This is a genomic window from Amycolatopsis sp. WAC 01416 (assembly GCF_003947485.1).
Taxonomy (GTDB): domain Bacteria; phylum Actinomycetota; class Actinomycetes; order Mycobacteriales; family Pseudonocardiaceae; genus Amycolatopsis.
Map to the genome: position 1 here is coordinate 19,117 of NZ_QHHX01000013.1, position 26,556 is coordinate 45,672.

Annotated in this window: 21 protein-coding genes; 10 read left to right on the forward strand and 11 right to left on the reverse strand. The window is 67.7% G+C overall.

The window, feature by feature from the left end; genetic code table 11:
• Nucleotides 1-86 precede the first annotated feature (86 nt).
• The 5 genes from yjfF to DL990_RS36530 form a co-directional block, all read right to left on the reverse strand.
• Entirely contained in the window at nucleotides 87-1,070 is a 984-nt protein-coding gene (gene yjfF, locus DL990_RS36510; protein ID WP_125782770.1) for a galactofuranose ABC transporter, permease protein YjfF, read from the reverse strand.
• Entirely contained in the window at nucleotides 1,067-2,104 is a 1,038-nt protein-coding gene (locus DL990_RS36515; protein ID WP_125782768.1) for an ABC transporter permease, read from the reverse strand. Before DL990_RS36515 ends, yjfF begins: the two co-directional genes overlap by 4 nt.
• Nucleotides 2,101-3,594, reverse strand: a complete 1,494-nt coding sequence (locus tag DL990_RS36520) for a sugar ABC transporter ATP-binding protein (protein ID WP_233620678.1) — start codon at nucleotides 3,592-3,594, stop codon at nucleotides 2,101-2,103. The genes DL990_RS36515 and DL990_RS36520 overlap by 4 nt, the downstream gene beginning before the upstream one ends.
• A gap of 63 nt (nucleotides 3,595-3,657) precedes the next feature.
• A complete protein-coding gene (locus tag DL990_RS36525; RefSeq protein WP_199746745.1) occupies nucleotides 3,658-4,623 on the reverse strand; it encodes an ABC transporter substrate-binding protein in 966 nt (321 codons plus the stop codon).
• Nucleotides 4,624-4,702: 79 nt separating this feature from the next.
• Nucleotides 4,703-5,743, reverse strand: a complete 1,041-nt coding sequence (locus DL990_RS36530) for a LacI family DNA-binding transcriptional regulator (protein WP_125782764.1) — start codon at nucleotides 5,741-5,743, stop codon at nucleotides 4,703-4,705.
• 310 nt (nucleotides 5,744-6,053) lie between these two features.
• Here DL990_RS36530 and DL990_RS36535 point away from each other — a divergent pair, with 310 nt between their 5' ends.
• On the forward strand, nucleotides 6,054-9,149 hold the full coding sequence (locus DL990_RS36535; protein ID WP_125801434.1) for a family 43 glycosylhydrolase: 3,096 nt from the start codon (nucleotides 6,054-6,056) through the stop codon (nucleotides 9,147-9,149).
• A gap of 7 nt (nucleotides 9,150-9,156) precedes the next feature.
• On the opposite strand, the gene DL990_RS36540 is transcribed toward DL990_RS36535, so the two are convergent.
• Nucleotides 9,157-10,203, reverse strand: a complete 1,047-nt coding sequence (locus DL990_RS36540; protein ID WP_199746746.1) for a LacI family DNA-binding transcriptional regulator — start codon at nucleotides 10,201-10,203, stop codon at nucleotides 9,157-9,159.
• Nucleotides 10,204-10,403: 200 nt separating this feature from the next.
• Here DL990_RS36540 and DL990_RS36545 point away from each other — a divergent pair, with 200 nt between their 5' ends.
• From DL990_RS36545 to DL990_RS36560, 4 genes are read left to right on the forward strand one after another with little or no spacing between them, the layout of a single operon-like run.
• Complete coding sequence (locus DL990_RS36545; protein WP_125782760.1) at nucleotides 10,404-11,705, forward strand: extracellular solute-binding protein; 1,302 nt, start codon at nucleotides 10,404-10,406, stop codon at nucleotides 11,703-11,705.
• A gap of 3 nt (nucleotides 11,706-11,708) precedes the next feature.
• Complete coding sequence (locus DL990_RS36550) at nucleotides 11,709-12,698, forward strand: carbohydrate ABC transporter permease (protein WP_125782758.1); 990 nt, start codon at nucleotides 11,709-11,711, stop codon at nucleotides 12,696-12,698.
• Nucleotides 12,695-13,552 (forward strand): carbohydrate ABC transporter permease, encoded by an 858-nt coding sequence (locus DL990_RS36555; protein ID WP_125782756.1) that lies wholly within the window; start codon nucleotides 12,695-12,697, stop codon nucleotides 13,550-13,552. The genes DL990_RS36550 and DL990_RS36555 overlap by 4 nt, the downstream gene beginning before the upstream one ends.
• Nucleotides 13,549-14,958, forward strand: a complete 1,410-nt coding sequence (locus tag DL990_RS36560; protein ID WP_370305890.1) for a GH1 family beta-glucosidase — start codon at nucleotides 13,549-13,551, stop codon at nucleotides 14,956-14,958. Before DL990_RS36555 ends, DL990_RS36560 begins: the two co-directional genes overlap by 4 nt.
• A gap of 62 nt (nucleotides 14,959-15,020) precedes the next feature.
• Here DL990_RS36560 and DL990_RS36565 read toward each other — a convergent pair whose 3' ends face one another.
• Nucleotides 15,021-16,337 (reverse strand): hypothetical protein, encoded by a 1,317-nt coding sequence (locus DL990_RS36565; RefSeq protein ID WP_233620687.1) that lies wholly within the window; start codon nucleotides 16,335-16,337, stop codon nucleotides 15,021-15,023.
• A 393-nt stretch (nucleotides 16,338-16,730) separates the two neighbouring features.
• On the opposite strand from DL990_RS36565, the gene abc-f reads away from it, so the two are divergent.
• Nucleotides 16,731-18,350 carry a ribosomal protection-like ABC-F family protein gene (gene abc-f, locus DL990_RS36570; protein ID WP_125801435.1) on the forward strand — a complete coding sequence of 540 codons (1,620 nt, stop codon included), beginning with the start codon at nucleotides 16,731-16,733 and terminating at the stop codon, nucleotides 18,348-18,350.
• 49 nt (nucleotides 18,351-18,399) lie between these two features.
• Here the strand turns inward: abc-f and DL990_RS36575 are convergent, their stop codons facing one another.
• Both DL990_RS36575 and DL990_RS36580 read right to left on the reverse strand, forming a co-directional pair.
• Nucleotides 18,400-19,257 carry an NAD(P)H-binding protein gene (locus DL990_RS36575; protein ID WP_158632690.1) on the reverse strand — a complete coding sequence of 286 codons (858 nt, stop codon included), beginning with the start codon at nucleotides 19,255-19,257 and terminating at the stop codon, nucleotides 18,400-18,402.
• Nucleotides 19,250-19,618 (reverse strand): VOC family protein, encoded by a 369-nt coding sequence (locus tag DL990_RS36580; RefSeq protein WP_125782750.1) that lies wholly within the window; start codon nucleotides 19,616-19,618, stop codon nucleotides 19,250-19,252. The genes DL990_RS36575 and DL990_RS36580 overlap by 8 nt, the downstream gene beginning before the upstream one ends.
• 526 nt (nucleotides 19,619-20,144) lie before the next feature.
• Here DL990_RS36580 and DL990_RS36590 point away from each other — a divergent pair.
• The gene (locus DL990_RS36590; RefSeq protein ID WP_125801437.1) at nucleotides 20,145-21,398 is read left to right on the forward strand and encodes an HNH endonuclease signature motif containing protein; all 1,254 of its coding nucleotides are present in this window, start codon (nucleotides 20,145-20,147) and stop codon (nucleotides 21,396-21,398) included.
• A 1,195-nt stretch (nucleotides 21,399-22,593) separates the two neighbouring features.
• On the opposite strand, the gene DL990_RS36595 is transcribed toward DL990_RS36590, so the two are convergent.
• The gene (locus DL990_RS36595) at nucleotides 22,594-22,938 is read right to left on the reverse strand and encodes an MmcQ/YjbR family DNA-binding protein (RefSeq protein ID WP_125782746.1); all 345 of its coding nucleotides are present in this window, start codon (nucleotides 22,936-22,938) and stop codon (nucleotides 22,594-22,596) included.
• Nucleotides 22,939-23,079: 141 nt separating this feature from the next.
• On the opposite strand from DL990_RS36595, the gene DL990_RS36600 reads away from it, so the two are divergent.
• Together DL990_RS36600 and DL990_RS36605 are read left to right on the forward strand one after the other, a co-directional pair.
• Entirely contained in the window at nucleotides 23,080-23,709 is a 630-nt protein-coding gene (locus tag DL990_RS36600) for a class I SAM-dependent methyltransferase (protein WP_125782744.1), read from the forward strand.
• A gap of 2 nt (nucleotides 23,710-23,711) precedes the next feature.
• Nucleotides 23,712-24,506 carry a glycosyltransferase gene (locus DL990_RS36605; RefSeq protein ID WP_125801438.1) on the forward strand — a complete coding sequence of 265 codons (795 nt, stop codon included), beginning with the start codon at nucleotides 23,712-23,714 and terminating at the stop codon, nucleotides 24,504-24,506.
• Here DL990_RS36605 and DL990_RS36610 read toward each other — a convergent pair.
• The gene (locus tag DL990_RS36610) at nucleotides 24,424-25,020 is read right to left on the reverse strand and encodes a TetR/AcrR family transcriptional regulator (protein ID WP_125801439.1); all 597 of its coding nucleotides are present in this window, start codon (nucleotides 25,018-25,020) and stop codon (nucleotides 24,424-24,426) included. The two genes, DL990_RS36605 and DL990_RS36610, sit on opposite strands and share 83 nt — an antisense overlap.
• A gap of 91 nt (nucleotides 25,021-25,111) precedes the next feature.
• On the opposite strand from DL990_RS36610, the gene DL990_RS36615 reads away from it, so the two are divergent.
• Nucleotides 25,112-26,494 carry a cytochrome P450 gene (locus tag DL990_RS36615; protein ID WP_199746747.1) on the forward strand — a complete coding sequence of 461 codons (1,383 nt, stop codon included), beginning with the start codon at nucleotides 25,112-25,114 and terminating at the stop codon, nucleotides 26,492-26,494.
• The last annotated feature ends 62 nt before the right edge of the window (nucleotides 26,495-26,556 follow it).

Genomic DNA, 26,556 nt, shown 5'->3' on the forward strand with positions numbered 1-26,556 from the left:
CGTAACTCGCGTGTCTGGAGCCGTAACTCACGTGTCTCCAGCTGATCCGGCTCCAATCACGCGAGTTACGCCCTTGATCACGCGAGTCACGTGGCTCGTCTGCCGACGAGGCGTTGCAGGACGATGAAGGCGAACAGCAGCGCACCGGTGATGATCGAGGTCCACCAGGAGTTCAGCGTGCCGTCGAAGGTGATGAGGGTCTGGATGATGCCCAGCACCATGATCCCGAGCACCGTTCCGAGGACGTAGCCGGAGCCGCCGGTGAGCAACGTGCCCCCGATGACGACGGCCGCGATCGCGGTCAGTTCCAGCCCGACGCCGTTCAGCGGATCGCCGGAAGACTTGTACAGCACCAGGAGCAGGCCGCCGAGCGCCGAGCAGAACCCGCTGAGCGTGTAGACCGAGATCCGCGTGCGGCCGACGTTCAGGCCCATCAGCAGTGCCGACTTCGGATTCCCGCCGATCGCGTAAACCGTCCGGCCGAACCGCGTTCCGTAAAGGACATACGCGGCGACGGCGACCACGACCAGCGCGACGACCACGCCGATCGAGATGTGCAGCTCCGCACCGAGCGGGATCTGCGTCTGCGCGAGGCTCGCGACCGTCGGGTCGTCGATCGAGTACGCCTGGGTGCTGATCGTGTAGCAGAGCCCCCTGGCGAAGAACATCCCGATCAGGGTGGCGATGAACGGCTGGATCTCGAAGACCTGGATCAGCACGCCCATCCCGAAGCCCAGCGCCGCGCCGATCGCGAGCACCGCGGGGATCACCGCGAAGACCGGCCAGCCCTGGTTCTGCAGGAGGTCGGCGGAGACCACAGTGGACAGCGCCACGACCGAACCCACCGACAGATCGATACCGCCGGTGAGGATCACGAACGTCATGCCGACGGCGACGACCAGCAGGAAGGCGTTGTTGATGAACAGGTCGAGCACGACCTGCCCGGAACCGAACGCCGTGTAGCTCGACGCGCCGTAGATGTACGCGCCGACGAGCATCGCCATCGTCGCCAGGATCGGCAGATGTCGTTGCCGCGGCCGATAGCCCTTGATGCGGTCGAGTGTCGTCATACCCCGGCCTCCACCTTCTCCGGCAGGACGGCGGCAGGCGGCGGCGCCGCTTTCCGCCGTCTGGCGAGCTTCTTGCGGAACACCGGCGACTGCAGCAGGCAGACCGCCAGCACGACCACGGCCTTGAACAGCATGATCGCCTGCGGCGCGATGCCGAGCGCGTACACGGTCGTCGTCAAGGTCTGGATGAGCAGCGCGCCGATCACCGAACCGGTGAGCGAGAACCGGCCACCGGTCAACAGCGTCCCGCCGATGACGACGGCGAGGATTGCGTCCAGTTCGATGAACTGCCCGGCGTTGTTGCCGTCGGCGCTGTGCACGTTCGCGCTGATCATCAGCCCGGCGATCCCGGCGCAGAGCGCGCAGAAGACGTAGGTGAGCCAGATCAGCCGGGACGATCGGAGCCCGGCGAGCCTGCCCGCCTCCGGGTTGCCGCCCACCGACTCGACCAGCAGCCCCAGCGCCGACCGGCGGACCAGCACCGCGGCGATGGCGAACACGGCCAGCGCGATGAGGATCGCGCTGGGCAGGCCGAAGGTGAACCCGCTGCCGATCCATTCGTAGGGATGCGAATTGACGGTGATGATCTGGCCGCCGGTGATCAGCTGGGCGATGCCGCGGCCCGCGACCATCAGGATCAGCGTCGCGATGATCGGCTGGATGCCGAGGACCGCCACCAGCCAGCCGTTCCACACGCCGAGAGCGAGGGCGAGCCCCAGCGCCATCCCGACCGCGGCCAGCGTCCCGCCGAGGCTGTTCTGGTCGCCGAGTCCGCTGATGTGCAGGCAGGCGAGCGCGCCGCTGATCGCGACCACCGCGCCGACCGAGAGGTCGATCCCCCGCGTCGCCACCACCAAGGTCATGCCGATCGCGATGAGGATCAGCGGGGCACCGTTCTTGAGGATGTCGATCAGGTTCCCGTAAAGGTGCCCGTCGCGGAGTTCGATCGCGAAGAACGCCGGATGGGCGATGAGGTCGCCGAGCAGCAGCGCCAGCAGCGCGGCGACAGGCCAGAACAAGCGATGTTTGGTCATCGTGCGACTCCTTCGGCCATCGTCGCCATGACGCGGTCCGCGGTCAGCGCTTCGTTGTCCAGTACGGCGACCACCGCGCGGTCGCGCAGCACGAGGACCCGGTGGCTCAACCGCAGCACCTCCTCGAGTTCCGCGGAGATGAACACGACGGCCATCCCCTCGCTCGAGAGCCGGGCGACCAGCCGCTGGATCTCCGTCTTGGCGCCGATGTCGATACCGCGTGTCGGCTCGTCGAGGATCAGCAGCCGGGGTTCGGTGATCAGCCACCGCGCGAGCAGCACCTTTTGCTGGTTGCCGCCGCTCAGGTCGCCGACCTTCGCTTCCGCGTTGGCGGGCCGGATGTCGAGCATTTTGACGTAGCGCTCGGCGATCTCGTCCTGCCGCCGCCGCGGGATCGGCCGCGCCCAGCCCCGCGAGGCCTGCAACGCGAGCACGATGTTCTCGCGCACGGTGAGTTCCTCGACGAGGCCCTCCGTCTTGCGGTTCTCCGAACAGAACGCGATGCGGTGGTCGAGACCGGCCCGCGGACTCTTCAGCGACACCGGCTCACCGTTGATCCGCACCGACCCGCCGTCCGCGTGATCGGCGCCGAACAGCAGCCTGGCCAGTTCGGTGCGACCGGAGCCGAGCAGCCCGGCCAAGCCGACGACCTCGCCCGCCCGGATGTCGAGCGAGAACGGCGCGACGCCGCCCTTGCGGCCGACGTCCTCCGCTTCGAGGAACACCGGCGCCCCGGCCAGGTCGGAACGGCTGTGCCCCGCGTCCTCGATGTCTTCGAGGGCCTCGAGTTCCTTGCCGATCATCCTGGTCACCAGGTCGACCGGGGTGATGTCCTCGGTGCGGTATTCCCCGATCAGCTTCCCGTTGCGCAGCACCGTCATCCGGTCCGCGACGGCGAAGACCTGCTCGATGAAATGGGAGACGAACAGGATCGCCATCCCCTGCTCCCGCAGCGATCGCACCACGTTCAGCAGCTGCTCGACCTCGCCGGCGTCCAAACTGGACGTCGGTTCGTCGAGGACGAGCACCCGCGCGTCGACGTCGAGCGCCCTGGCGATCGCGACCAGTTGCTGCACCGCGATGGAACAGCCGCCCAGCTCCGCCGAAACGTCCACTTCGACGTCCAGCCTGGCCAGCAGCGCGGCCGCCCGGCGGCGCGTCTCGCGCCAGTCGATACGGCCGCGCCGTCGCGGCTCCTTGCCGAGGCAGATGTTCTCCGCCACCGACAGGTTCGGGCAGAGGTTCACTTCCTGGTAGACGGTGCTCACGCCGGAGCGCTGTGCCTCTCCGGGACCGCTGAACGCGACCGGGGAACCGTCGAGTTCGATCGTGCCCGCGTCCACCCCGTGAACGCCGGTGAGCACCTTGATCAGGGTGGACTTGCCGGCGCCGTTCTCACCCATGAGGGCGTGCACCTCGCCGGGGAACATCCGGAAGGAGACGTCGTCGAGGGCGACCACGCCGGGGAATTCCTTCCGGATGTGACTCATCCGCAGAATCGCAGGGGGTTCTGTCATCGCTGACCTTGTTCTCGGGGGGACGCGGGATCGGGATCAGTACTGACGTTGCGGCAGCGCGGCCTTCGCGGCAGCCTGGTCGAATTCGGTCTCGGTGGTCTCGATGCGCGGGGGCACCTGCTCACCGGCGGCGACCTTCTTCACCAGGTCCATCAGCTGCGGGCCGAGCAGCGGGTTGCATTCGACGACGTGGTTGATCTTGCCGTCGGCCAGTGCCTGCAGGGCGTCACGGACGCCGTCGACCGAGACGATCTTGATGTCCTTGCCGGGCACCTTCCCTGCCGCCTCGATCGCTTCGATGGCGCCGAGGGCCATGTCGTCGTTGTGCGCGTACAGCACGTCGATCTTGGGCTGGGACTTCAGGAAGGCCTCCATGACCTCCTTGCCCTTGGCCCTGGTGAACTCACCGGTCTGCGACGCGACGACCTTGAACTTCGGGTTCGACGCGATGACGTCGGCGAAGCCCTTCTTGCGGTCGTTCGCCGGCGCGGAACCGGTGGTGCCCTGCAGTTCCACGATGCTGACGTCGCCCGTCGCCGAGCCGAACTCCTTGGCCAGCCACTCGCCGGCCTTCTTGCCTTCGGCGACGAAGTCCGAGCCGAGGAAGGTCTTGTACAGCGTCTTGTCCGGCGAGTCGACGGCCCGGTCGGTCAGGATCACCGGGATGTTCGCCGTCTTCGCCTCCTTGAGCACGGTGTCCCAGCCGGACTCCACGACCGGCGAGAAGGCGATCACCTTGACCTTCTGCTGGATGTAGGACCGGATCGCGGCGATCTGGTTCTCCTGCTTCTGCTGTGCGTCGGAGAACTTCAGCTCGATCCCGGCCGTCTTCGCGGACTCCTGGATCGACTTGGTGTTCGCCGTCCGCCAGCCGCTTTCCGCGCCGACCTGCGCGAAACCGAGGGTGATGGCCCCGCCGCCACCCGCTCCGCCGCCACCACCGCACGCGGTGAGCGCGAACAGTCCGGCCGCCACTATCGCCGTCCACGATTTTCTCGCCACATCTACTCCTAGATCCGCACTGATCAATTGAGTTAGCGTTAACACTCCACCGGGAAGCCCAACGAGGGCAGCTCCGGCTTCACGAAATTCCGGTGCTCTCCCGCACGATCAACTCGGGAACCACCAGGTCACGGGCTTGTTCTTCGCCACCGTTCATCCGGCGACGAAGAAGGTCGAACGTGCGCCTGCCGACTTCGACGAAGTCCTGGCGCACCGTCGTCAGCGGCGGCGTGTAGTACGCCGCCTCGGGCACGTCGTCGAAACCGACGATGCGCATCTCCCCCGGTACGTTCACGCCGGCCTCGGTGCAGGCGCGAAGAAAGCCGAGGGCCATCTGGTCGTTGGCCACGAAAACCGCGTCCAGTCCCTTTTCGCCGACGAGGGACCGCCCCGCCGCATACCCGGACCGCGCGCTCCAGTCGCCCCGCACCACCGGCGGGATCCGCGCGCCGTGCCGCTGCAGGGTTTCCCGCCAGCCGCGCTCACGGTCGAGCGCCTCCAGCCAGTCTTCGGGCCCGGCCACGTGCCAGACCGTCTCGTGCCCGAGGCCCAGCAGATGCTCGGTCGCGCGGCGGGCGCCGTCGTACTGGTCCACCGAGATCACCGGCACCGGCGCCTCCTTCCCGCCGCCGACCGCGACGAGCGGGACGTCATTGGGCGCGGCCTCCAGCGCACGCCCGGCGGTGACGTGCGGGGCGATCACGACGATGCCTTCGACGGCCTGGCGCCGCAGCCGCTCCACCGCGTCGGTGATGGACGACCGGCCGGGACGGCTGATGCTCGTTATGGTCGTCGCGTAACCCGCCTCGCGGGCGGCGTGCTCGATCCCGCTCAGCGTGCTGGCCGGGCCGTAGAGGTTGGCCTCCAACGCGACCACGCCGAGCGTGCCCGACCGGCCGGTGACCAGCGCGCGGGCCACCGAGTTCGGCCGGTAGTCCAATCGCTCGATGGCGGCGTTGACCCGGACGCGCGTCTCGGCGCGCACCGGCCCGGTGCCGTTGATGACCCGCGAGACCGTCATATGCGAAACACCCGCGAGCGCGGCGACATCGGTGAGGCTGGCCTGCTTGCCCACGGAGGAAACGGCCGAGTTGCCGCCCTCGCTGCTTTCGCGTGCCATCGCCTGTCTCCTGTCGCCGCTCCTCGCCGGGTGACGAGTGCCGCAAGTGTTAGCGATAACACGAACAGGGTCAAGGTCTCGCCGAGTCACAGTCGGGTCACGGGCACCTGGCCGCGAACCACGCGACCCGAGCCGACGGAAACACGGTGGGCCAGGTGGTCGTGAGTGGCGATTCGGGTTCTAACCCGAATCGCCACTCACGACCACCCGCACCGACACCTCCCTTGACCGCGCGGAGCCCGCCGTTCTACGGTCAGCGTGCACAATTCGATGTTAACGTTAACATTCCCCGTCAAGGGAGCACTCAACGATGATCCCCTTGCGTCCACGCCGAATCGGCGTCCTTCTCACTTCCGTCGCATTGCTCACCACGACAGCCACCGCGCCGGCCACGGCGGCGTCCACAGTGGACCCGAACGGAGCGCGCGACACGGCGGACACCCTTGCCGTCCCCGGTCTCGACGACGTCCGGGGCAACCTCACCCTTCCGGGCACCGGACCCGGCGGCACCACGATCCGTTGGCAGTCCTCGGATCCCGCCGTCATCACCCCGACCGGAGAGGTCACTCGCCCAGCCGACGGCCAACCCACGAAAAGGGTCACGCTCACGGCGGCCGTCACGAGCGGACGGGACACGGCGACCCGGCGGTTCACCGCCACGGTTCCCCCGAAACCGGCGCAGCAAGCCCTCGCGGGCTACAGCTTCTTCTATTTCACCGGCGAAGGCACACCGGACGGCGAACAGATCTACACCGCGGCCAGCAAGGGCAACGATCCGCTGGACTGGACCGAGCTCAACAACGGCAGGCCGGCGCTCAGGTCCAGCCTCGGCGAACTCGGCGTCCGCGATCCGTTCATCCTCCGCTCCCCCGACGGCGACAAGTTCTACCTGCTCGCGACCGACCTCAAGATCCACAACGGCCGGGGCTGGGACGCCGCGCAGCGTACGGGCAGCCGCTCGATCATGGTCTGGGAGTCCACCGATCTGGTCACCTGGTCCCGGCAGCGCAGTGTCGAGGTCTCGCCGCCGACCGCGGGCAACACCTGGGCGCCCGAAGCGTTCTGGGACGCCAAGCGTGGAACCTACGTCGTCTACTGGGCTTCGAAGCTGTACGCCGAAAACGATCCGGCGCACACCGGCACCAGCTACAACCGGATGCTCTACGCCACGACGCGCGACTTCGTCGGTTTCAGCAAGCCGAAGGTGTGGATCGACCCGGGTTACTCCGTGATCGACTCGACGGTCATCCAGGACAAGGGCACCTACTACCGGTTCACCAAGGACGAACGCGATCCCACCTCGTCGTCGCCGTGCAGCAAGTACATCACCGCGGAGAAGTCGACCGATCTGCTCGACCCGTCCTACGACTTCGTCGCCGAGTGCATCGGCAAGGGCGATCCGGGGTTGTCCCGCGGCGAGGGCCCGACCGGCTTCAAGTCCAACACCGAGAACAAGTGGTACCTGTTCATCGACGAGTACGGCGGCCGCGGCTACGTCCCGTTCGAGACGACCGATCTCGCGTCCGGGAAGTGGACCATGTCGCCCGGGGCGAAGCTGCCCGCGTCACCCCGGCACGGCACCGTCCTGCCGGTCACCCAGGCCGAACTCGACCGGCTGACCGCAGCGCCCATCCCTGCCAAAGCGGACAAGAACGGCTTGGTGGCGCACTGGCCCCTCGACGGCAAGACCGGCTCGACCGCCGCCGACCGCTCCGGCCACGGTTACGACGGCGCACTGGCCGGTGACGTGAAGTGGGCAGGTGGCGCGCTGGAGTTCGGCGGGGTCAACGGTCACGTGCAACTGCCGAACAACCTGCTGAACGGTGCGCCCGCGGCCACTGTGTCCGCCGACGTCCTCGTCGATCCCGGCCAGCAGACGCCGTACTTCCTCTACGGTTTCGGCAACACCGGGCCCTCGGGCGCCGGAGACGGCTACCTCTTCGGTACCGGCGGGACCGAGACGGGCGGATTCCGGGGCGCGATCGCGACCGGCGACTGGACCACCGAACAGGGAGCCGCCTCGAGCGGCGGCCTGCCCCGCGGGGTGTGGAAGAACGTCACGCTCACCGTCGGCGGCGGTAGTGCCGTTCTGTATCTGGACGGGGTCGAAGTGGCACGCGACGACAAGGTCACCATCAGACCGGCCGACCTCGGCGGCGGGGTCACCGCGGCCAACTACCTCGGCCGGTCGGTCTACTCGGCCGACAAGACGTTCAAGGGCAAGATGAAGGACGTCCGGCTCTACAACCGCGCGCTCTCCGGTACCGAAGTCGCCGGGCTGCCATCGAACAGCACGCTGATCCGCTCGGTCTCCCTCGATGCCCTCAAGGCGCCGGCCGTCATCGACCCGGGCGCGGGCACGGTCGTGCTCCCCGTCCGTCCCGGCACCGACCTGCGCGCGCTCAACCCGAAGTTCGGCCTTGCCCCGGGCGCGACTCTCAAACCCGGCGACGGGCGTCCGGTCGACCTTCGCCGCCCCAAGAAGTACACCGTCGTCGCACCGGGCGGGCAGGTCCGGGTCTGGACCGTCGAAGCCCGCGAGTTCCGGACCCCGGTGCTCCCCGGGCTGAACGCGGATCCGAACATCGTCGCGATCGGCGACACCTACTACCTGTATCCCACCACTGACGGCTTCCCTGGCTGGGGCGGCACGACCTTCTCGACGTGGTCGTCGAAGAACCTCGTCGACTGGACGGACCACGGCGTCGCGCTCGACCTCGGTCCCGGCGTCAACTGGGCGGACAAGAACGCGTGGGCGCCCACGATGGCCGAACGGAACGGCAAGTACTACTTCTACTTCTGCGCCGACGCCAAGATCGGTGTCGCGGTCGGCGACTCACCGACCGGTCCTTTCGTCGACTCCGGCAAGCCCCTGATCGCGAAGAACCCCGGCGGCGGCCAGGCGATCGACCCGGCCGTCTTCATCGATCGCTCGGGGAAGCCGTACCTCTACTGGGGCAACGGGGAAGCGTATGTCGTGCCCTTGAACGACGACATGGTGTCCTTCGACCCCGCCGCGATCCAGCGGATCACGGGGCTCGGCGGTTTCCGCGAAGGGCTCTTCATGGTGGAGCGGAACGGCACCTACTACCTGAGCTGGTCGATCGACGACACCCGCAGCGAGGACTACCGCGTCGCCTACGCCACCGCGAGCGGCCCCACCGGCCCGTTCACCGACCGCGGGCTGATCCTCGCCAAGGACACCAAACTGGGCATCAAGGGCACCGGGCACTCGTCGATGGTGCGGGTGCCGGGCAAGGACGAGTGGTACATCGCCTATCACCGCTTCGCCATCCCCGGCGGGGACGGCACGCATCGGGAAACCACCATCGACAAGCTGACCTTCACCCGCGACGGCAGGATCGCCCCGGTCGTACCGACGCTCGAAGGTATCGCCCCGGTATGACGCGGGCTCAGCTCGAAGCGCGACGAGTGAGCGACACCGGCAGTATCCGCTGCCGGGGCTTGAGCTCGCGGTCGTCCATCAGCGCCAGCAGGGTCTCGACCATCGCGTGGACCTGCTCGCGCGGGTCCTGATGCACCGAGGTCAGCGGCGGGTCCATCTCCGGCGCCAAGGTCGCGTTGTCGTCGAAGCTGACGACGGCGACGTCGGAGGGGATCCGCCGTCCGGCGGAATGCAGGGTGCGGAGCGCGCCGAGGGCCATCATGTCGCTGGCCACGAAGACGGCGTCGAGGTCGGGGCGCCGCGCGAGCAGATTCGACATCGCCTTCGCGCCACCGGTGAGGGTGAAGTCGCCCTCCTCGACCAGGTCCCCCGGGTCGAGGCCGGCGTCGAGCAGGGTCTTGCGCCAGCCGGAGAGCCGGTCGATCGCCGCGCTCTGGTCCTGCGGACCGGCGATCGTGGCGATCCGGCGGTGGCCGGCCTCGACCAGATGCGCGACAGCCAGCTTCGCGCCGCCCTCGTTGTCGAAGTCGACGACGTGGACACCGCGTTTGAGCCCGGCCGCCTGCCCGCCGTACACCACCGGGATCCTCAACTGCCGCAATGCCTTGGGCAACGGGTCGGTGCGGTGTGGCGCGAACACCAGCACGCCGTCGACGTGCCCACCGTCGAGGAACCGGACCGTGCGGTCGAGGTCCTCGCGGGTGTCACTGAAGATCAAGACCATCTGGCAGCCGATGTCGGCGAGTTCGCGGTAGCCCGCGCGCATGACCGCGGTGCGGTACGGGTCGTCGAGCAGCCGCGCCTCCGGCTCCGACAGCACGACCGCGACCGCGCCGGTCCGCCTGGTCACCAGGGATCTGGCCGCCTGGTTCGGGGAGTAGCCGAGTTCGCGGGCCGCGGCCTGCACCCGCTCGCGGGAGCGCGCGCTGACGTAGCCGTCGTCGTTCAGCGCCCGGGACGCCGTCGACCGGCTGACCCCGGCGGACGCGGCGACGTCTTCCAGCGTCGGCCTGCCGTCTTCCCCTGGTCGAGGCCCCACCCGCGTCACCTTCACCCTTCAGCGTCATCCGGACACCCACAGCTTAATCTCCGACGGCCGGAACGCTGAGAGCGCTCCCCTGATGGAAACGCTCTCATTACAAGCCCTTGACATGACTGGACCTTGCCGACAAACTCGGCGCATCCTGGGAGCGCTCCCATTTTCTGGTCAAGACGCGACGGCGTTCCCACCCACCGGCAAGGGGTAACAGAGACGTGAGAAGAATCCACCAGGGCCTGGTGCTGACACTGGGTATCACGATGACGGCGTTCGGACTGGCGGCGTGCGGCGGTGACGACGGCGCGGCGCCCGCGGCGTCGGACCCGAACGCGAAGGTCGAGCTGTCGCTGGCGACGTTCACCGAGTTCGGCTACGAGGCGCTCATTCCCGAGTACGAACGACTGCACCCGAACATCAAGATCACCCACCGCAAGACCGGCCAGGGCGGGCCGTACCACCAGGACCTGATCACGAAACTGGCGGCGGGTTCCGGCCTCGCCGACGTCACCGCCGTCGAGGAAGGGCATCTGTCGAACGTCCTCGACAAGGGCTCGAAGTTCAACGACCTGCCCAAGATCGGCCCGGCGGAGGCCTCCCCCGACCGCTGGCTCGGCTGGAAGTACGACGCGGCGAAGACCAAGGACGGCAAGGTCATCGGCTACGGCACGGACATCGGCCCGCTGGCGATGTGCTACCGCAAGGACATGCTCGAGGCGGCGGGCCTGCCGTCCGACCCCGAAGCGGTCAAACCCCTGTTCGCCACCTGGGACAGCTACTTCGCCGCGGGCGACCAGTACGTCGCCAAGGCCGGCGGGAAGGCGTGGTTCGACTCGGCCGCGCAGAACTTCAACGCCATGGTCAACCAGCTCCCCAATGGCTACATCGGCAACGACGACAAGCTCGCGGTGGAATCCAACCAGGGCATCAAGGACGCCTGGACCAAGGTGACCGGCGCCGTCGCGAAAGGACAGTCGGCCAAGCTGACCGCGTTCAGCAACGAGTGGAACTCGGGGTTCAAACAGGGCGCCTTCGCCACGAAGGTGTGCCCCGCGTGGATGCTCGGCGTGATCGAGGAGCACTCCGGCCCGGAGAACGCCGGCAAGTGGGCGGTCACCGCGGCCTTCCCCGGCGGCGGCGGGAACTGGGGCGGTTCGTATCTGACCGTGCCCACGCAGTCGAAGCACCCGAAGGAGGCGGCCGAACTCGCCGCCTGGCTGACCGCGCCCGAGCAGCAGATCAAGGCGTTCCAGGCGAAGGGCACCTTCCCCAGCCAGGTCAAGGCGCTGGAGGACCCGGCACTGCTGAACGAGACCGACGCCTACTTCGGTGGCGCCAAGATCGGCCAGTTGTTCGCCGAGCAGGCCAAGAAGGTAGCCAAGCCGCAGTACAAGGGCCCCGGTGACGGCCAGATCCAGGAGAACGCGTCGAGCCCCGCACTGCAGGCCGTCGAACAGGGCAAGTCCGCGGACGAGGGCTGGACGCAACTGCTCGACGCCGCGAAGAAGATCACGCGCTGACCGATGACCATCGTCGACAAGATCGCGCCGGAGGGGAGGAAGGCCGGGGTGCGCACGTCACCCCGGCCCACCCTTCGCCATCGGCTGAGCCGGTGGGACGTCAAGGTCTCGCCGTACCTCTACATCGCCCCGTTCTTCATCGTGTTCGGGATCGTCGGGCTGTTCCCGCTGCTCTACACGGCGTACGTGTCGCTGTTCAGCTGGGAGGCGGGCGACGACAATCCCGTTTTCATCGGGCTGGAGAACTTCAAGGAACTGTTCGCCGACACGCAGTTCTGGAACGCGCTCGAGAACACCGTCAGCATCTTCCTGCTCTCCAGCGTTCCGCAGCTGATCATCGCGGTGCTCCTGGCGGCGCTGCTGAGCGCCAGGCTCCGCGGGGCGACCGGCTGGCGCGTCGGCGTCCTTCTCCCCTACGCCGCCAGCCTGGTGGCGCTGGGGATCATCTTCGCGAACCTGTTCGGACCGAAGTACGGGCTGGTCAACGGCCTGTTGCAGACCATCGGCCTGGACCCGGTCGACTGGCAGGCTGGCCGGTTCAGCAGCCATGTCGCGATCGCGATCATGGTGAACTGGCGCTGGACCGGGTACAACGCGCTGATCGTGCTGGCGGCGATGCAGGCCATCCCGAAGGAACTGCACGAGGCCGCCCTCATCGACGGCGCCGGAGCCGCACGCCGGTTCTTCAGCATCACGCTGCCCCTGCTGAAGCCGACGCTGATCTTCGTCACCATCACCTCGACGATCGGCGGACTCCAGATCTTCACCGAGCCCAAACTGTTCGACGCCTTGCCGGGATCGAACAACGGCGGCTCGTCCAACCAGTTCCAGACCGTGACGCTGTACCTGTACCAAACGGCCTTCGAGAACTACGAACTCGGCTATGCCTCGGCGATCGCGTGGGTGCTGTTCGTGATCATCGTGCTGATCGCGCTGGTGAACTTCTTCCTCACCGGCAGGCTCGCCAGGACCCCGGCGGTGAAAAAGAAGTGACCACCATCCACAGCGGACTCAAGCGGAGTGTCTCGGCGCTCGGCAAACCGCGCCGGGCGACCTACGTCGTGCTCGCGATCTTCGTGCTGGGCTCGCTCTTCCCGTTCTACTGGTCGTTCCTGGTGGCGAGCCGGGACAGCGGGATGCTCACCGAGCGGGTCCCGCCCTTCCTGCCCGGCGGGAACTTCTTCGCCAACGCGGCCAGAGTGTTCGACACGGTGCCGTTCTGGAAGGCGCTCGCGAACAGCCTGATCGTGTCCGGCACCGTCACCCTCACCACGGTGCTGTTCTCGGCGCTGGCCGGGTTCGCCTTCGCCAAACTGCGGTTCCGCGGCCGGAACGGGTTGTTCGTGTTCATCGTCATCACGCTCGCCGTGCCGACGCAGCTCGGCATCATCCCGCTGTTCATGGCGATGTCGGAGTTCGGCTGGGCGGGCGGGCTGCAAGCGGTGATCGTGCCCAACCTGGTGACCGCGTTCGGCGTCTTCTGGATGCGTCAGTACACAGTGGACGCCGTGCCGTACGAACTGATCGAAGCGGCGCGGGTCGACGGATGCAGCATGATCCGGATCTTCTGGAACGTCTGCCTGCCCGCGGTCCGCCCGGCGGCGGCGATCCTGGCGATGTTCACGTTCATGACCTCGTGGAACGACTTCCTCTGGCCGCTCGTCGTGCTGGACGCCGGAAACCCCACCGTCCAGCTGGCGCTGGAGAAGCTGCAGAGCGGCTACTACGTCGACTATTCGCTGGTGCTGGCCGGGACCACCCTGGCCACCATCCCGATCCTCATCGTCTTCCTCCTCCTCGGCCGCCAGATCGTGGCCGGGATCATGCAAGGTGCCGTGAAAGGGTGACCATGTCCGCACATCCCGACAGTGTCCGGGCGAAGACCGCGCTGCTGTTCCCGCCCGGATTCGTGTGGGGCGCCGCCACCGCGGCCTACCAGGTCGAAGGGGCCACGGCCGCCGACGGCCGGACCGACTCGATCTGGGACGTCTTCGCCCGCCGCCCCGGCGCCGTCGTCGGCGGCGACACCGGCGAACCGGGCGCCGATCACTACCACCGCTACGCCGAAGACGTCAACCTGATGCGACGGCTCGGGCTCGGCGCCTACCGGTTCTCCCTGTCGTGGCCGCGGATCCGGCCCGACGGCGGCGCACCGAACCTCCGCGGGCTCGCGTTCTACGACCGGCTCATCGACAAGCTCCTCGAAGCCGGGGTCGCGCCCTGGGCGACGCTGTATCACTGGGATCTCCCCCAGGCCCTGGAGGACGAGGGCGGCTGGGCCTCACGCGAGACCGCCTTCCGGTTCGCCGAGTACGCCGAAACGGTCGTAGCGCGCTTGGGCGACCGAGTGGCGCACTGGTCCACCCTCAACGAGCCGTGGTGTGCCGCGATGCTGGGCTACGCGCGCGGGATCCACGCACCAGGCAGGCAGGAACCCCGCGCCGCCGTCGCCGCCACGCACCATCTGCTGCTCGGGCACGGGCTCGCGATGGACGTCCTGCGGCGGCACGCCCCGGCGGCGGCGTCGGGGATCACGCTGAACCTGTACCCGGTGTCGGCCGTCGATCCTTCGTCCACTGTGGACGTCGAAGCCGCGCGCCGGATCGACGGCCTGCAGAACCGGCTGTTCCTCGACCCGGTGCTTCGCGGCTCGTACCCGGCGGATCTGCTGACCGACCTGGCACCGCTCGGCATCGAGGAGCTCTTGCGGGACGGCGATCTCGCGACCATCGCCGCCCCGATCGATTGGCTGGGCATCAACTACTACCGCGGCTACCAGGTGGCGGGAACGCCCCGGCCCGGCAGTGAACCGGCGGACACCGGCTGGCTCGGCGCCCCCGACGTCCATTTCGTCCCCGACGAGACGGCGCCGCGCACCGACTCGGGCTGGGAGGTCCAGCCTTCGCGGCTGACCGAATGCCTGCTTCAGGTCCATCGCGAGTATCGGCCGATCCCGTTGTACATCACCGAGAACGGCGCTTCCTATCCGGACGCCCTCATCGGCGGCGACATCGCGGACACCGATCGGATCGCCTTCCTCGACTCGCATCTGCGCGCCGCGTACGAGGCGATCGAGGCGGGCGTCGACCTGCGCGGGTACTTCTACTGGTCGTTGCTCGACAACTTCGAATGGGCCGAGGGGTACGCCAAGCGGTTCGGCCTCGTACACGTCGACTACGCGACGCAGCGACGGACGCCGAAGCGAAGCGCGCTCTGGTACGCGCGGGCGATCAGCCTCAACGGGCTGAGCTGAGGGCGAGTGTCAGGAAAGGGTCGTTCAGGACGTTTCCGTCCGGAACGACCCTTTCCTGACCTCTACGCGCGAGAGCGCGCGGCCGAGACCGCGTCGCGTTCCGCGGCGGTCCGCCAGTCCTGACCAGTGGCCTCGACGGCCCGGAATCCGTTCACGCAGCCAGGGACGTCCGCGGTGTAGGTGCAGTTGTCGGGCCGGTTACCGCTCAACACGGCCCCGTTCACGAGTGCGACGTGTGCGTTGATCGTGTGGATGCCGCCCCCGGAAGCCGGGGAAGGGTAAGAACCGCTCCCGGGCTCACCCGCGGCGTTGTCGCTGACCGTCGCCGCGTCGAGTGTGAGACTGTCGTCGAACACGACGACTCCGCCGCCGCGACCTCCGTAACCGGACACCCCGGAGTACCCGCCCTGCCCCGCGACGCCGGCATCGCCGCCGCGTCCCGCCTGGTTGCCGGTGATGGTGGTGCGGGTGATGACCGGATTCAGCAGCACACCTCCGCTGGTCGACATCATCACGCCGCCGGCCGTGCCGCCACTGCCGCCGTGTCCGGCTCCACCGCCGTTCGCGCCTCCCGAGCCGCCCTTGCCGCCGCTCCCGGCACCGTTGCCGGTGACGACGCTGTCGGCGAGCCGCAGGACGGTGCCGGCGAGCACGTCGACACCGGCGCCGAAGCCGGCGGAACCGCCTTGGCCACCCGGCTTGGCGGCCACACCGTTTCCACCCTGGCCACCGGAGCCGGAGGCGTTACCGGTGATCGAGGTGCGGGTGATCGTCAACGTGACCTGCGGAGAACCGTAGGAAGAGATCCCACCGCCGGAGCCTCCGTAGCCGCCGCTACCGGCACTCGTGGTGGCGGTGGCGGTAGCACCGGGAGCACCCGAGCCTGCGGCGTTGCCGCTGATGACGCTGTCGGTGATGGTCAGCGGACCCCAGTTCTTGATACCGCCGCCGGACTCGCCCGGATTCCCGACGCCAGCGGAACCGGCACCGACACCGTCCGGAGCCTGACCGCCCGCGATCGTGACTTCGTTGAGGGTCAGATCGCCCCAATTGAAGATGATCCGGAATCGGGGCGCGTCCTTGGCACGTTCGATGGTGGCGTGATTACCGTTGACGGTGAGCTTTCCCTGGATGGAAGGCAGTCCGGATTTCCAGTAGACATCGGCGGCCGACGTGAGCGTGTAGACGCACTTCGCCGCCAGGGACAGCGTGTCCGGTTCGGGGGTGGCGCTGGCTTCGGCGATCGCTTGGACCAACGCGGCGGAGTCGCAGGGAACAGCGGTTTCGGCGGCGTGCGCCGGCGGAGCGACCAGGGCGAACGCCCCCAGTGCGGTTACCGTGGTCGCGATTCGTCTTCGGGTTCTGCCATTCGACGTCATCGAAAAACCTCTCGGGTCAAGGAATCGGGTGATGGCCATCGAGAACATTAGAAGTCCCCGCCCGCACCCCTCAATGAATATGATTCCGGCCACACGATTACCGATCACCGGGAATCGTGGCGAATAAACAAATGAGCACCGTGATTCGCGGCTCGCCGACGCCGCGCCGGGGGATTGCGGTGGCCACACTCCGGCAGGTCTTGTTATCGTAGATACGGACCTGATCAACGAGCATGGAGACCAGACGTGGCAGGTGAAGACGACATCTCCGGGTGAGCCGGAGTTGCCAGGCCACCGGCGCTGACGCCGACGTGGCCGATTCGTCGTCCCCTCACGCCACGTCCACCGCGGTGCTGCTTCAAGGCGCCCGCTGTCTTTCACGAGGTCATTTCCATGTCAGACGCCTTCGTCGTCGTGTCCGCCCTCTCCTTCGCCTGGCCGGACGACACGCCGGTCTTCGACGACCTGTCGTTCACCGTGCCCGGTGGCCGCACCGGCCTCGTCGCGCCCAACGGGGCGGGCAAGAGCACGCTCCTCAAGTTGATCGCCGGCGAGCTGCGGCCGGTCTCCGGAACCGTCTCCACGCAGGGGATCCTCGGTTATCTGCCGCAGTCGCTGCCTCTCACCGCCGACCTGAACGTGGCCGAGGTACTCGGGATCGCTCCCCAACTCGCGGCCGTCAGCGCCATCGAGTCCGGCGACGCGAGCGAAGAGCACTTCACCACCATCGGGAACGACTGGGACATCGAAGAACGCACCCGCGCCCAACTCGACCGGCTCGGCCTCGACGGCCTCGGGCTGGACCGGAGCCTGCGCACGTTGAGCGGCGGGCAGATCATCTCCCTCGGCCTGGCCGCGCAGCTGCTGAAACGGCCGGACATCCTGCTGCTGGACGAACCGACCAACAACCTCGACCTCGACGCCCGTCGCAAGCTCTACGGGGTGCTCGAAGACTGGTCCGGTTGTCTGCTGCTGGTGAGCCACGACCGGGAACTGCTCGACCGGATGGACCGCATCGCCGAACTCGACCGCGGCGATCTCCGTTACCACGGCGGGAACTTCACCCAGTACGAAGCGGCGGTCAAGGCCGAGCAGGAGGTCGCCGAACGCAACGTCCGCAGTGCCGAACAAGAGGTCAAACGCGAGAAACGGGAGCTGCAGCAAGCCCGCGAACGCGCCTCGCGCCGCGCGGGAAACGCGGCACGCAACCTCGGCAGCGCGGGCCTGCCGAAGATCTTCGCCGGCACCATGAAACGCAATGCCCAGGAATCCGCCGGAAAGGCGAACGAAACGCACGCCGCCCGGGTCAACGACGCGAAGAACCGCCTCGACGAGGCCGAACGCTCCCTGCGCGACGACCAGAAGATCGCGCTCATCCTACCGGGCACCAACGTCCCCGCCGGCCGCACGATGTTCCACGGCGAGCGCATCCAGGTCCGCTACGGCGACCGGAACGTCTTCGCGGGCGACGGAGTCGACCTGACGATCCGCGGCCCCGAACGGATCGCGCTGACCGGCGGGAACGGCACCGGCAAGTCGACGCTCCTGCGGGTGCTCAACGGAGACCTTTCGCCCGATGGCGGCGTGGTGAAACGAGCCGAGGGCCGGATCGCGTATCTCTCCCAGCGGCTGGACCTTCTGGACCTCGACCGGACCATCGCCGAGAACTTCGCGACGTTCGCCCCCGGCCTCCCCGAGTCGCAACGGATGACCTTGCTCGCCCGCTTCCTGTTCCGAGGCGCGCGAACCCGACTCCCCGTCGGCGTGCTCTCCGGAGGCGAACGCCTGCGAGCCACTCTGGCCTGCGTCCTGTTCGCCGAACCCGCGCCTCAACTGCTGCTGCTGGACGAGCCGACGAACAATCTCGACCTGGTCAGCGTCGGGCAGTTGGAGAGCGCGCTGGGTGCGTATCAGGGGGCTTTCGTGGTCGTGAGCCACGATGAGCGGTTCCTGACCGAGATCAAGGTGGACCGGCGGGTGCGGTTGACCGGCGGGACGCTTGTGGAGTCTTGAGGCTTCAGTTCGGTGGGGGTCGTGAGTGGCGGCACTCGCGACCCCTGGCTCACTCCGCCGTCAGTCCCTCGACAAGGCCGGTCGTCGGCCTGCCGATGAGCCGGGAAAGGTCGTCACCGACCCGGGCGAAAACCCCGGCGCCGATGGTTTCATCGAGACTCACCAAGAAGCGGGCCGGTCCGCCGTCCATCCCCGAATCGACGAGCGCCGACCGCAATTCTTCGGGAGTGACAGGCCGGTAAGCGACCTCTCGCCCCAGTACGACCGACATCGCTCCGGCGATGTCGGCGTAAGTGAAGTTCGTGTCGCCCGAAAGGCTGTACGTGACATCGTCGTGCCCGTCCGTGGTGACCACGACGGCCAAGGCCTCGGCCAGATCCTTCCGGCCGGCTGCCGCGACAACGGCTTCACCGGCCGCCGCGGCGAAAACGCCGGTGAAGCGGGGGCCCGCCAACGCCTGAATGTAGTTCTCGACATACCAGGTGTTCCGCAGGATCGTGTACGTCACGCCGGAATCGATGAGAGCGACCTCTGTCGCCCTGTGGTCCGCGTTGATCTCGAACCGGTCGTCGTCGGCTCGAACTCCGCTGGTGTAGTAGACGTGCCGGACATTCGCGCTCTTCGCCGCCTCGATGACCGACTTGTGCTGGTCGAGGCGATCCGGGTCGCCGCCCGAGATCAACACGATGTCGGAATGCCTGGCGACCAGTTCCGCGACACCTGCCGAATCCGGCAGATCGATGCCCGCAGTGCTGAACCCGGCGGAATCAAGTTCCCCGAGGCGAACCCGATTCCGACCGGCCGCCGTGATCGTCTCGGGGCCGAGACCCCGGGCGACCAGCTCGTCCAGGACGTGGCGGCCAAGTGCCCCGGTAGCCCCGAAAACCAGGATGCTCGCCTCAGCCACGGTCGTGGAGGGTGATCTGGTAGCCATCGGGGTCGGCGAAGGTGAACGTCCGGCCGAAGGGGCCGTCGATCGGCGCGGAAACGATGGTGTGCCCGTCGGCGACGAGCGCGTCGTGAATGGCCTGGACGTCGGTGGCGTGGAGCCAGATCGCGGCACCGATACCGGGCTGCGCGACCGATGCGAGGTCGGTGCCGGGAACGATGTCGCGGAGCGCGAACGCGATCGGCTTCGTCTCGAACACGACGGCGTGCGGAGGTCCGGCCGGTGAGCGGACGAGGCCGAGGTACTGCTCGTAGAACGCCTGCGAAGCGGCGAGGTCACGCGCTTGCAGGGAAATGAAGTCCGGGCCGGTGGCGGGCAAGGTGATGCTCCTTCTGTTCATGTCAGCCTTTTGACATAGGCGACTGTATGTCAGGGTGCTGACATGAGTCAGGGCGGGGTCGGCCTTCTGCCCACCGCCACAGAGGAGGCACTGTGACCACTCGGAACGAGCGTGACCCGCTACTCCTGTCTCGAGTTGCCGACTGGACTTGTCGGGCTCCGAGCTCACGGGGCGCGTTCGTGGCACGGCAGTCGGTGAACGCGCTACCCCAGACCCTTGGAGACGCCGGCGGGAAGGTTCTTCCCACGCGGCACGTCGCGCGGTCGACGGCGGCCCAAGAAGGCGACCGTAGCGATTCGCTCTGTCGAGGTCAGAATGCCGACCAGCCCCACTTCGGCCGAGCAGTCGGACGCGTTCCGGATCCCACAACGCACAAGCCAACTCCTCGGCTTGACTCACCGGATAAGAGACCTCACTCAAATCACCCGTCAGTGGTAAACGTGCTCGCTCATTGTTGCTTAAAATTACGAACGCCTGTTCGATTGTTTTGCGGTATTCTTGAGGGGTGCCCGAGACCTTCCTTCCCGAATTGCCGCAAGAACTGTGGCGTGCCGGCAAGCTGGAGCTTGCCCATGGCGTGCAGCAGTCTTTGCAGGTGATCAGGATGGCCACCACCGGACTGGGGCAATTCCTGGCAGAGATCGAATCTCGTGGCGTCAAAGACTTGTATGGCTATGGCCGCACGGCGAACTGGTTCGCTGATATAGCGGGGTTGTCGGTCGGTGAGGCGCGCGCGGTGGTGAATCGCGCGATCGCGTTGAACCCGACCCGCGCTCTGGACGGCACCGAAGTTCCTGCTGTCGCGCCCGCCACCGCCGCCGTGGCCGCCGAGGGGCTGGTCGGGGATGAGCGGATCGACCAGATCCTGGAAATCTTGAAAAAGCTCCCCGCCGACACCTCGACTGAGGATCGGGCGAGCGCGGAGAAGATCCTCGCCAACCTCGCCCGCGACGCCGGACCCCGCCAACTCATCGACGCCGAAACGAACCTGCTCGCCTGGCTCGACCCCGACGGCAACGAACCAAAAGATCCCGAACCTACTGAGCCGCGCCGGGAGATCACGCTGGAGCGCCGCAAGGACGGGTTCTGGAAGCTGACTGGTCTTCTCGATGATGAGACGGGTGCTCGCACCGCGGCTGCGCTGGAGGCGTATGCGGCGCCGCGGCCGGTGGACGAGTTCGGCCAAGCCGACCTGCGGATGAAATGCGAACGCATGGGAGACGCCTGGGTCGACATCCTCGACCTCGCGATCGCCTGCCCCGACCAGCCCGGAACCAGCGGCTACCGCACCCTGCTGCACGTCACCATCGGACTCGACGCACTCAAAACCGGCCTCGGCACCGCCTGCCTCGACTTCGTCGGGACCATGACCGCCCGCGAAGCACGCCTCGCCGCCTGCGACTGCCTCATGCTCCCGGTCGTCATGAGTGCCGCCGGGGAACCCCTCGATGTGGGACGGCTGCGACGGTTCGTCACCCCCGGCCAGCGGCGCGCGTTGAACATCCGGGACGGCGGATGCGCGTTCCCCGGGTGTCATCGGCGGCCCAAGAACTGCCACGCCCACCACATTCATCACTGGGCAGACGGAGGCCCGACGGATCTCCGGAATCTGGTGTTGCTGTGCGGATTCCACCACCGGCTGATCCACCACGGTGATTGGGAAGTCCGAATGGCGGCCGATGGGTTACCGGAGTTCATCCCGCCCCAATACCGAGATCCGCTCCGAAATCCCCGGCGCAACACCCTCCACCACGTCTGACCCGAGGAGCCCGCCCGCCAGCCACACCGGCGACGGGCCCCTCGCCATGCCCACTGGTCGAGGGCCTTCTTGAAGGCAAGATGGGCAGACCGACTCTCGACCCATGATCCGATATCACGGGGTTTCGTGGCATCGAGGGGCTGCCGGTAGGGGCACGGCCGCCTTCGGCTGATCTCGTCGTAACGCGGCTGCCGGTCCTTGATGCCCGGCTGGCGGCCGCAAGCGACGACGGACAAGGGCCTTCCACATCGGACTGGAAGCCTCGCCGCATCAGCGTTATTGACGGTAAAGCAACGGTGGCTTGGTCGGAGCCGGGAGTCGTGGGTGGGCCTGGTGGGTCGTGACCGACAAGGGGCCCAATCGCCGCACCAGACGCGGCGAAGGGAGCCTTCACGCCACTACCTGCCTCACCCACGAACACGACGCGGTCGACCTCTTCCCACCCTGTGCTCTGGACCTGACATCGACAACGGCGACCAGATCGGCGGAATCTCCCTCGTCGACGCGAGCGCTCCACGGGCCTGTTCGCTCAGCGGCTGCGCCGTCATAGAACTGTCCATCGCCGACGTGCAAGCCGACTGGCCCGCCGCAAAGCCGAATTCGAAGCCGAACGCCCCGATTACCACAGGCACAACTCGGGCACCGTCGCCGGTCACGACAAATACCCGCGGACAAAAGAAAAGGTCCCGCTTCCGCTCAGCGAAGGCTGGGGGTTCCTGCGAGCGGAAGCGGGAGTTTGTGGCCGATACGGTGGGCCGCCTCTCGGCGAGTGGCACGACACGGCTCCGGCCGAACCGGTATTCCGTGAAGGCGAAGGGTGAGGCCCGGGGGCACCATCCGTACCGACACTCTCTACAACGCACCACCACCCGAAATGTTCCCCGCACCAAGCCCCGACCATTGTGACCCGCATCAACACCCGAAAGCGGGAAACCACCCGACAAACAACAAAAGACCCGCTCCCGCTCAGCGAAGGCCTGGGGGTTACCTGCGAGCGGAAGCGGGAGCAAAGGCCGATACGGTGGGCCGCCTCTCGGCGAGTGGCACGACACGGCTCCGGCCGAACCGGTATTCCGTGAAGGCGAAGGGTGAGGCCCGGGGGCACCATCCGTACCGACACTCTCTACAACGCATTGCCCCGTAAAACGTTCCCGGCGGAACAGTGACGCGCGTCAACACACAAAAGCAGTAACGCTCAGCAGGGCGGCGGCACCAGTGCGACCAGTTCCTCGGGAGCGGACAGCCGCCATGCCTCGTAGACCAATTCGGTCAGCTCGTCGGCTTCGATGCCGTCGAGATGGACCACGACCCAGCCGAATCCCCCGGCCGTGAACTGGACCTCGAAGACGTCGGGCCGCTCGGCCACGAGGGCTTCCTGTTCCGAGAGCGTCTGCTTGAGGCCGACGGTCTGGGTCCGCGGCCAGTAGTACCCGAAGCGCTTCCCGCGCACGCTGAACGACTCCCACTCCCTCGCGTCGGACCGCTCGACGTCGGCGAGCGCCTCCAGCATCCGGTGGAACTCGTCACTCGGCACACTCATTTTGACCCCAAACCCCAGGAACTTCGGCGCGTCCAGTCTAAACAGGCGGACCCGCCCATCGTCCTCAGAGGACGCGGACGACGGCCTTCCTGAACGGTAGATTCGCCCGAGGGAGATCCACTCGATCCGGGGAGCTGCGAAATGGACCGACCGGTCACGGCGGCGGAGCTGTTCGACGCCATCGGTTCCGCCTACGAGGACGTCTTCGGGCGGGCACCGGCGGTCGACAGGGCGGTACGGCACCTGCTGAAGGCGCTGCCGCCGTCGTCGAGGGTGCTCGACATCGGCAGCGGGACCGGCAAGCCGGTGGCCGAGGATCTCTCCTCGGCCGGACATCGGGTAACCGGGCTCGACGTGTCTCGGGTGATGATCGATCTCGCGCGTGAGCAGGTCCCCGCCGCCACCTTCGTCCACGCCGACGTGCGCGAGTGGACCTCGCCGCCCGGGTCGTGGGAGGCGGTCTGCGCCTTCTTCCCGTTCCTGCAGATGCCCCGCGAGGACACCGAAGCCGTGCTCGCCGACATCGCGCGCTGGCTGGTGCCGGGTGGGCTTTTCGCGCTGGTCACCGTGCCGAGGGATGCCGAGAACGTGCCGGCGGAGTTCTTCGGCCGCACCTTCCTCGAGACCAGTTTCGCGCCGGACGACCTCGTACGGCGGGTCGAAGCGGCCGGGCTGGAGGTCACCGCCACCCACTCGGAGATCTTCACGGCGGACGAGCCGGGGACACCGCCGGAGGAGCACCTCCTGATCACCGCTCGCCGCCCGGAGTGAGCATGCCGGTCATCAGCGTCCTCACCCCGGTCCACCCACCGAGTCTGCCGTACCTGACCGAGGCGTACGAATCCCTCGCCGCGCAGGAACTCCCGCCGGGCTGGACCTGGGAATGGCTGGTGCAGGAGGACGGCGAGACCGGTCTGCTCGACGGCGTCCTTCCCGCCGACGAGCGAGTGCTGCCCGGCTCGGGTCGCCGGGGCGGTCCCGGGGTCGCGCGGATGATGGCCTTGTCCCGCGCGTCCGGGGAGCTGATCAAGGCACTCGACGCGGACGACGTCCTGGCGCCGGGCGCGCTCGCGCGCGACATCGCGGCGCTCGAGGATCCGGCGATCGGCTGGACGACCTGCCGGGTGCTCGACCTCCTCACGGACGGGACGACGGCGGGCGTCGACAGCGATCCCGACGAGGGGCCGATCGAACGCGGCGCGATCCTCCGGTACTGGCAGCGCAACGGCTACGTGTCTTCGGTGGTGGCCGGGACGTTGTGCATCCGTCGCGACCTGCTGCTGGAGCTGGGCGGGTGGATGGCGCTGCCCGCGTCGGAGGACACCGGGCTGATCCTGGCCGCCAACGCGTGCTCCGACGGCTACTTCATCGCGACCTGCGGCATGTTCTACCGGAAGTGGGCCGGGCAGGTCACCAGATCCGCGGCGCACAACCACGACGGCGAACGGCTCGCGCGGATGAAGCTGATCGAGGAACGCGCCGAGGTCATGTTGGCAGGTCGACGATGTCGAGCAGCGCCTTCGCGCACAGATCCCGCGTCTGGTCCCGGGTCAGCCGCCGGTACTTGAGCCAGTCGAGGCAGACCGCGACGACGAAGGCCAGCCAGCCGCGGACGAGCACCCGCAGGGTCTCCGGCGGCTCGCCGTCCGAGCACAGGACATCGAGGATCCGGCGCCCTTGTTCGGCGAAGTTGTTGTCCAGGACCTCACGGACGCCGTCGACGGCGATGGACGTGCCCGAGTGCAGTGCCCGGTAGCCGTCCTCGTTGGCTTCGACGTAGCGGAGGTACGCGTCGAGCCCGGCCGTCAACTGCTCCTCGAACGGCAGCGTGCGGTCGGACTCGGTCATCTTGAGCAGCCGTTCGCCCTCGGCCCTGATGACCTCGGTGACGAAGTCCCGTTTCGTCGGGAAGTAGTGATAGAGGAGCCCTCGGGACACCTCGGCGATGTCCGCGACCTGCTCGATCCACACGTCGTCGTACGGCCGCTCCGCGAACAGGCGGGCGCCGATCCGCAGCAGCTGTTCCCGCCGCTCGGCGGTGCTCAGCCTGCTGCGGGGCTTCCCGGAAGTACTCGGCGCCATCAGGGCATCGTAGCTACTTGACACGGGTTCAGTAGCAGGCCACGCTCGCTATTGGATGTCGATTCAACAGCGCTCACCCTGGAGGGGCTCGATGGCCACCGCTCTCCCCCATCCCCCGCGTCGGATCCCGCTGATCGGTGACGTGCTCGGCGTTTCGCCGAAGACGCCGGTCCAGGATTCGATGCGGCACGCCGCCGAGCTGGGCCCCGTCTTCGAGCGCAAGGTGTTCGGCCGCGGCATCGTGTTCGTCCATGGCGCCGGAATGGTCGCCGACCTCTCCGACGAAAAGCGGTTCGCGAAACACGTCACGCCCGCGATCTCGAACCTGCGCCCTCTCGGCGGTGACGGGCTGTTCACCGCGCACAACGAAGAGCCGAACTGGCGGCGCGCGCACGAGATCCTCGCGCCCGCCTTCAGCCGCAACGCCATGCAGCGCTACCACCCGGCGATGCTGGCGATCACCCGCGAACTGCTGGACGCGTGGGACACGGGCGGCGAGGTCGACGTCGCGGACGACATGACCAAGCTGACGCTGGAGACCATCGGCCGGACGGGATTCGGCTACAGCTTCTCGTCGTTCGAACGAGCGGAACCACACCCGTTCGTCGCCGCGATGGTCCGCACGCTGCGGCATGCGCAGCGGATGGCGCTCCAGCCGCCGGTCATCGGTCCGCTTCTCAGCCGCAAGGCGAACCGGCGCAACGAAGCCGACCTCGCGTTCCTCCATTCCGTCGTCGCCGAGGTCATCGAGGCGCGCCGGGGCGACACGAGCACCGACGACCTGCTCGGGCTCATGCTGAACACCACGCAGCCGAGCACCGGCGCCGCGCTCGACGAGGACAACATCCGGCACCAGATCATCACCTTCCTCGTCGCCGGGCACGAAACCACGTCGGGCGCGCTGTCGTTCGCGCTGTACTACCTCGCCAGAAACCCGGACGTCCTCGCCCGCGCCCAGTCCGAAGTGGACAAGGTCTGGGGTGAGAACCCCGATCCCTCCTACGAAGAGGTCGCCAAGCTCCGCTACGTCCGGCGGGTGCTCGACGAGGCGTTGCGGCTCTGGCCGACGGCGCCCGCGTTCGCCCGCCAAGCACAGGTGGACACCGTCGTCGGCGGCGAGTATCCGATGCGGAAGGGACAGTGGGCGCTGGTCCTCATCCCGTCGCTGCACCGCGATCCCGTCTGGGGAGACGATCCCGAGTCGTTCGATCCGGACCGCTTCTCCCCGGAACGTAACCGGGCCCGTCCGGCGCATGTCTACAAGCCGTTCGGGACCGGCGAGCGGGCCTGTATCGGACGGCAGTTCGCCCTGCACGAGGCGACGCTGGTCCTCGGCATGCTGCTGAGCCGGTACGACCTGCGCGGCGACCCGTCCTACCGGTTGAAGGTGCAGGAACTGCTGACCCTGAAACCGGAGGGCTTCAAGCTGAACGTCTCACTCCGCGACCGGGCGTCGGTGGCCGCGACCACTTAAGACTCAGCCACCGCGGTCACATCTGCCTCCGGGCATCCGTCAATGCGGTGAAAGCAAGACGG

Excerpts from the sequence above, each read along its gene's own strand:
- abc-f (WP_125801435.1), top strand. The coding sequence starts at position 16,731 with ATGTCAGACGCCTTCGTCGTCGTGTCCGCCCTCTCCTTCGCCTGGCCG.
- DL990_RS36605 (WP_125801438.1), top strand. The coding sequence starts at position 23,712 with ATGCCGGTCATCAGCGTCCTCACCCCGGTCCACCCACCGAGTCTGCCG.
- DL990_RS36550 (WP_125782758.1), top strand. The coding sequence starts at position 11,709 with ATGACCATCGTCGACAAGATCGCGCCGGAGGGGAGGAAGGCCGGGGTG.
- DL990_RS36515 (WP_125782768.1), bottom strand. The coding sequence starts at position 2,104 with ATGACCAAACATCGCTTGTTCTGGCCTGTCGCCGCGCTGCTGGCGCTG.
- DL990_RS36520 (WP_233620678.1), bottom strand. The coding sequence starts at position 3,594 with ATGAGTCACATCCGGAAGGAATTCCCCGGCGTGGTCGCCCTCGACGAC.
- DL990_RS36530 (WP_125782764.1), bottom strand. The coding sequence starts at position 5,743 with ATGGCACGCGAAAGCAGCGAGGGCGGCAACTCGGCCGTTTCCTCCGTG.
- DL990_RS36600 (WP_125782744.1), top strand. The coding sequence starts at position 23,080 with ATGGACCGACCGGTCACGGCGGCGGAGCTGTTCGACGCCATCGGTTCC.
- DL990_RS36610 (WP_125801439.1), bottom strand. The coding sequence starts at position 25,020 with ATGGCGCCGAGTACTTCCGGGAAGCCCCGCAGCAGGCTGAGCACCGCC.
- DL990_RS36615 (WP_199746747.1), top strand. The coding sequence starts at position 25,112 with ATGGCCACCGCTCTCCCCCATCCCCCGCGTCGGATCCCGCTGATCGGT.
- yjfF (WP_125782770.1), bottom strand. The coding sequence starts at position 1,070 with ATGACGACACTCGACCGCATCAAGGGCTATCGGCCGCGGCAACGACAT.
- DL990_RS36535 (WP_125801434.1), top strand. The coding sequence starts at position 6,054 with ATGATCCCCTTGCGTCCACGCCGAATCGGCGTCCTTCTCACTTCCGTC.
- DL990_RS36595 (WP_125782746.1), bottom strand. The coding sequence starts at position 22,938 with ATGAGTGTGCCGAGTGACGAGTTCCACCGGATGCTGGAGGCGCTCGCC.
- DL990_RS36565 (WP_233620687.1), bottom strand. The coding sequence starts at position 16,337 with ATGACGTCGAATGGCAGAACCCGAAGACGAATCGCGACCACGGTAACC.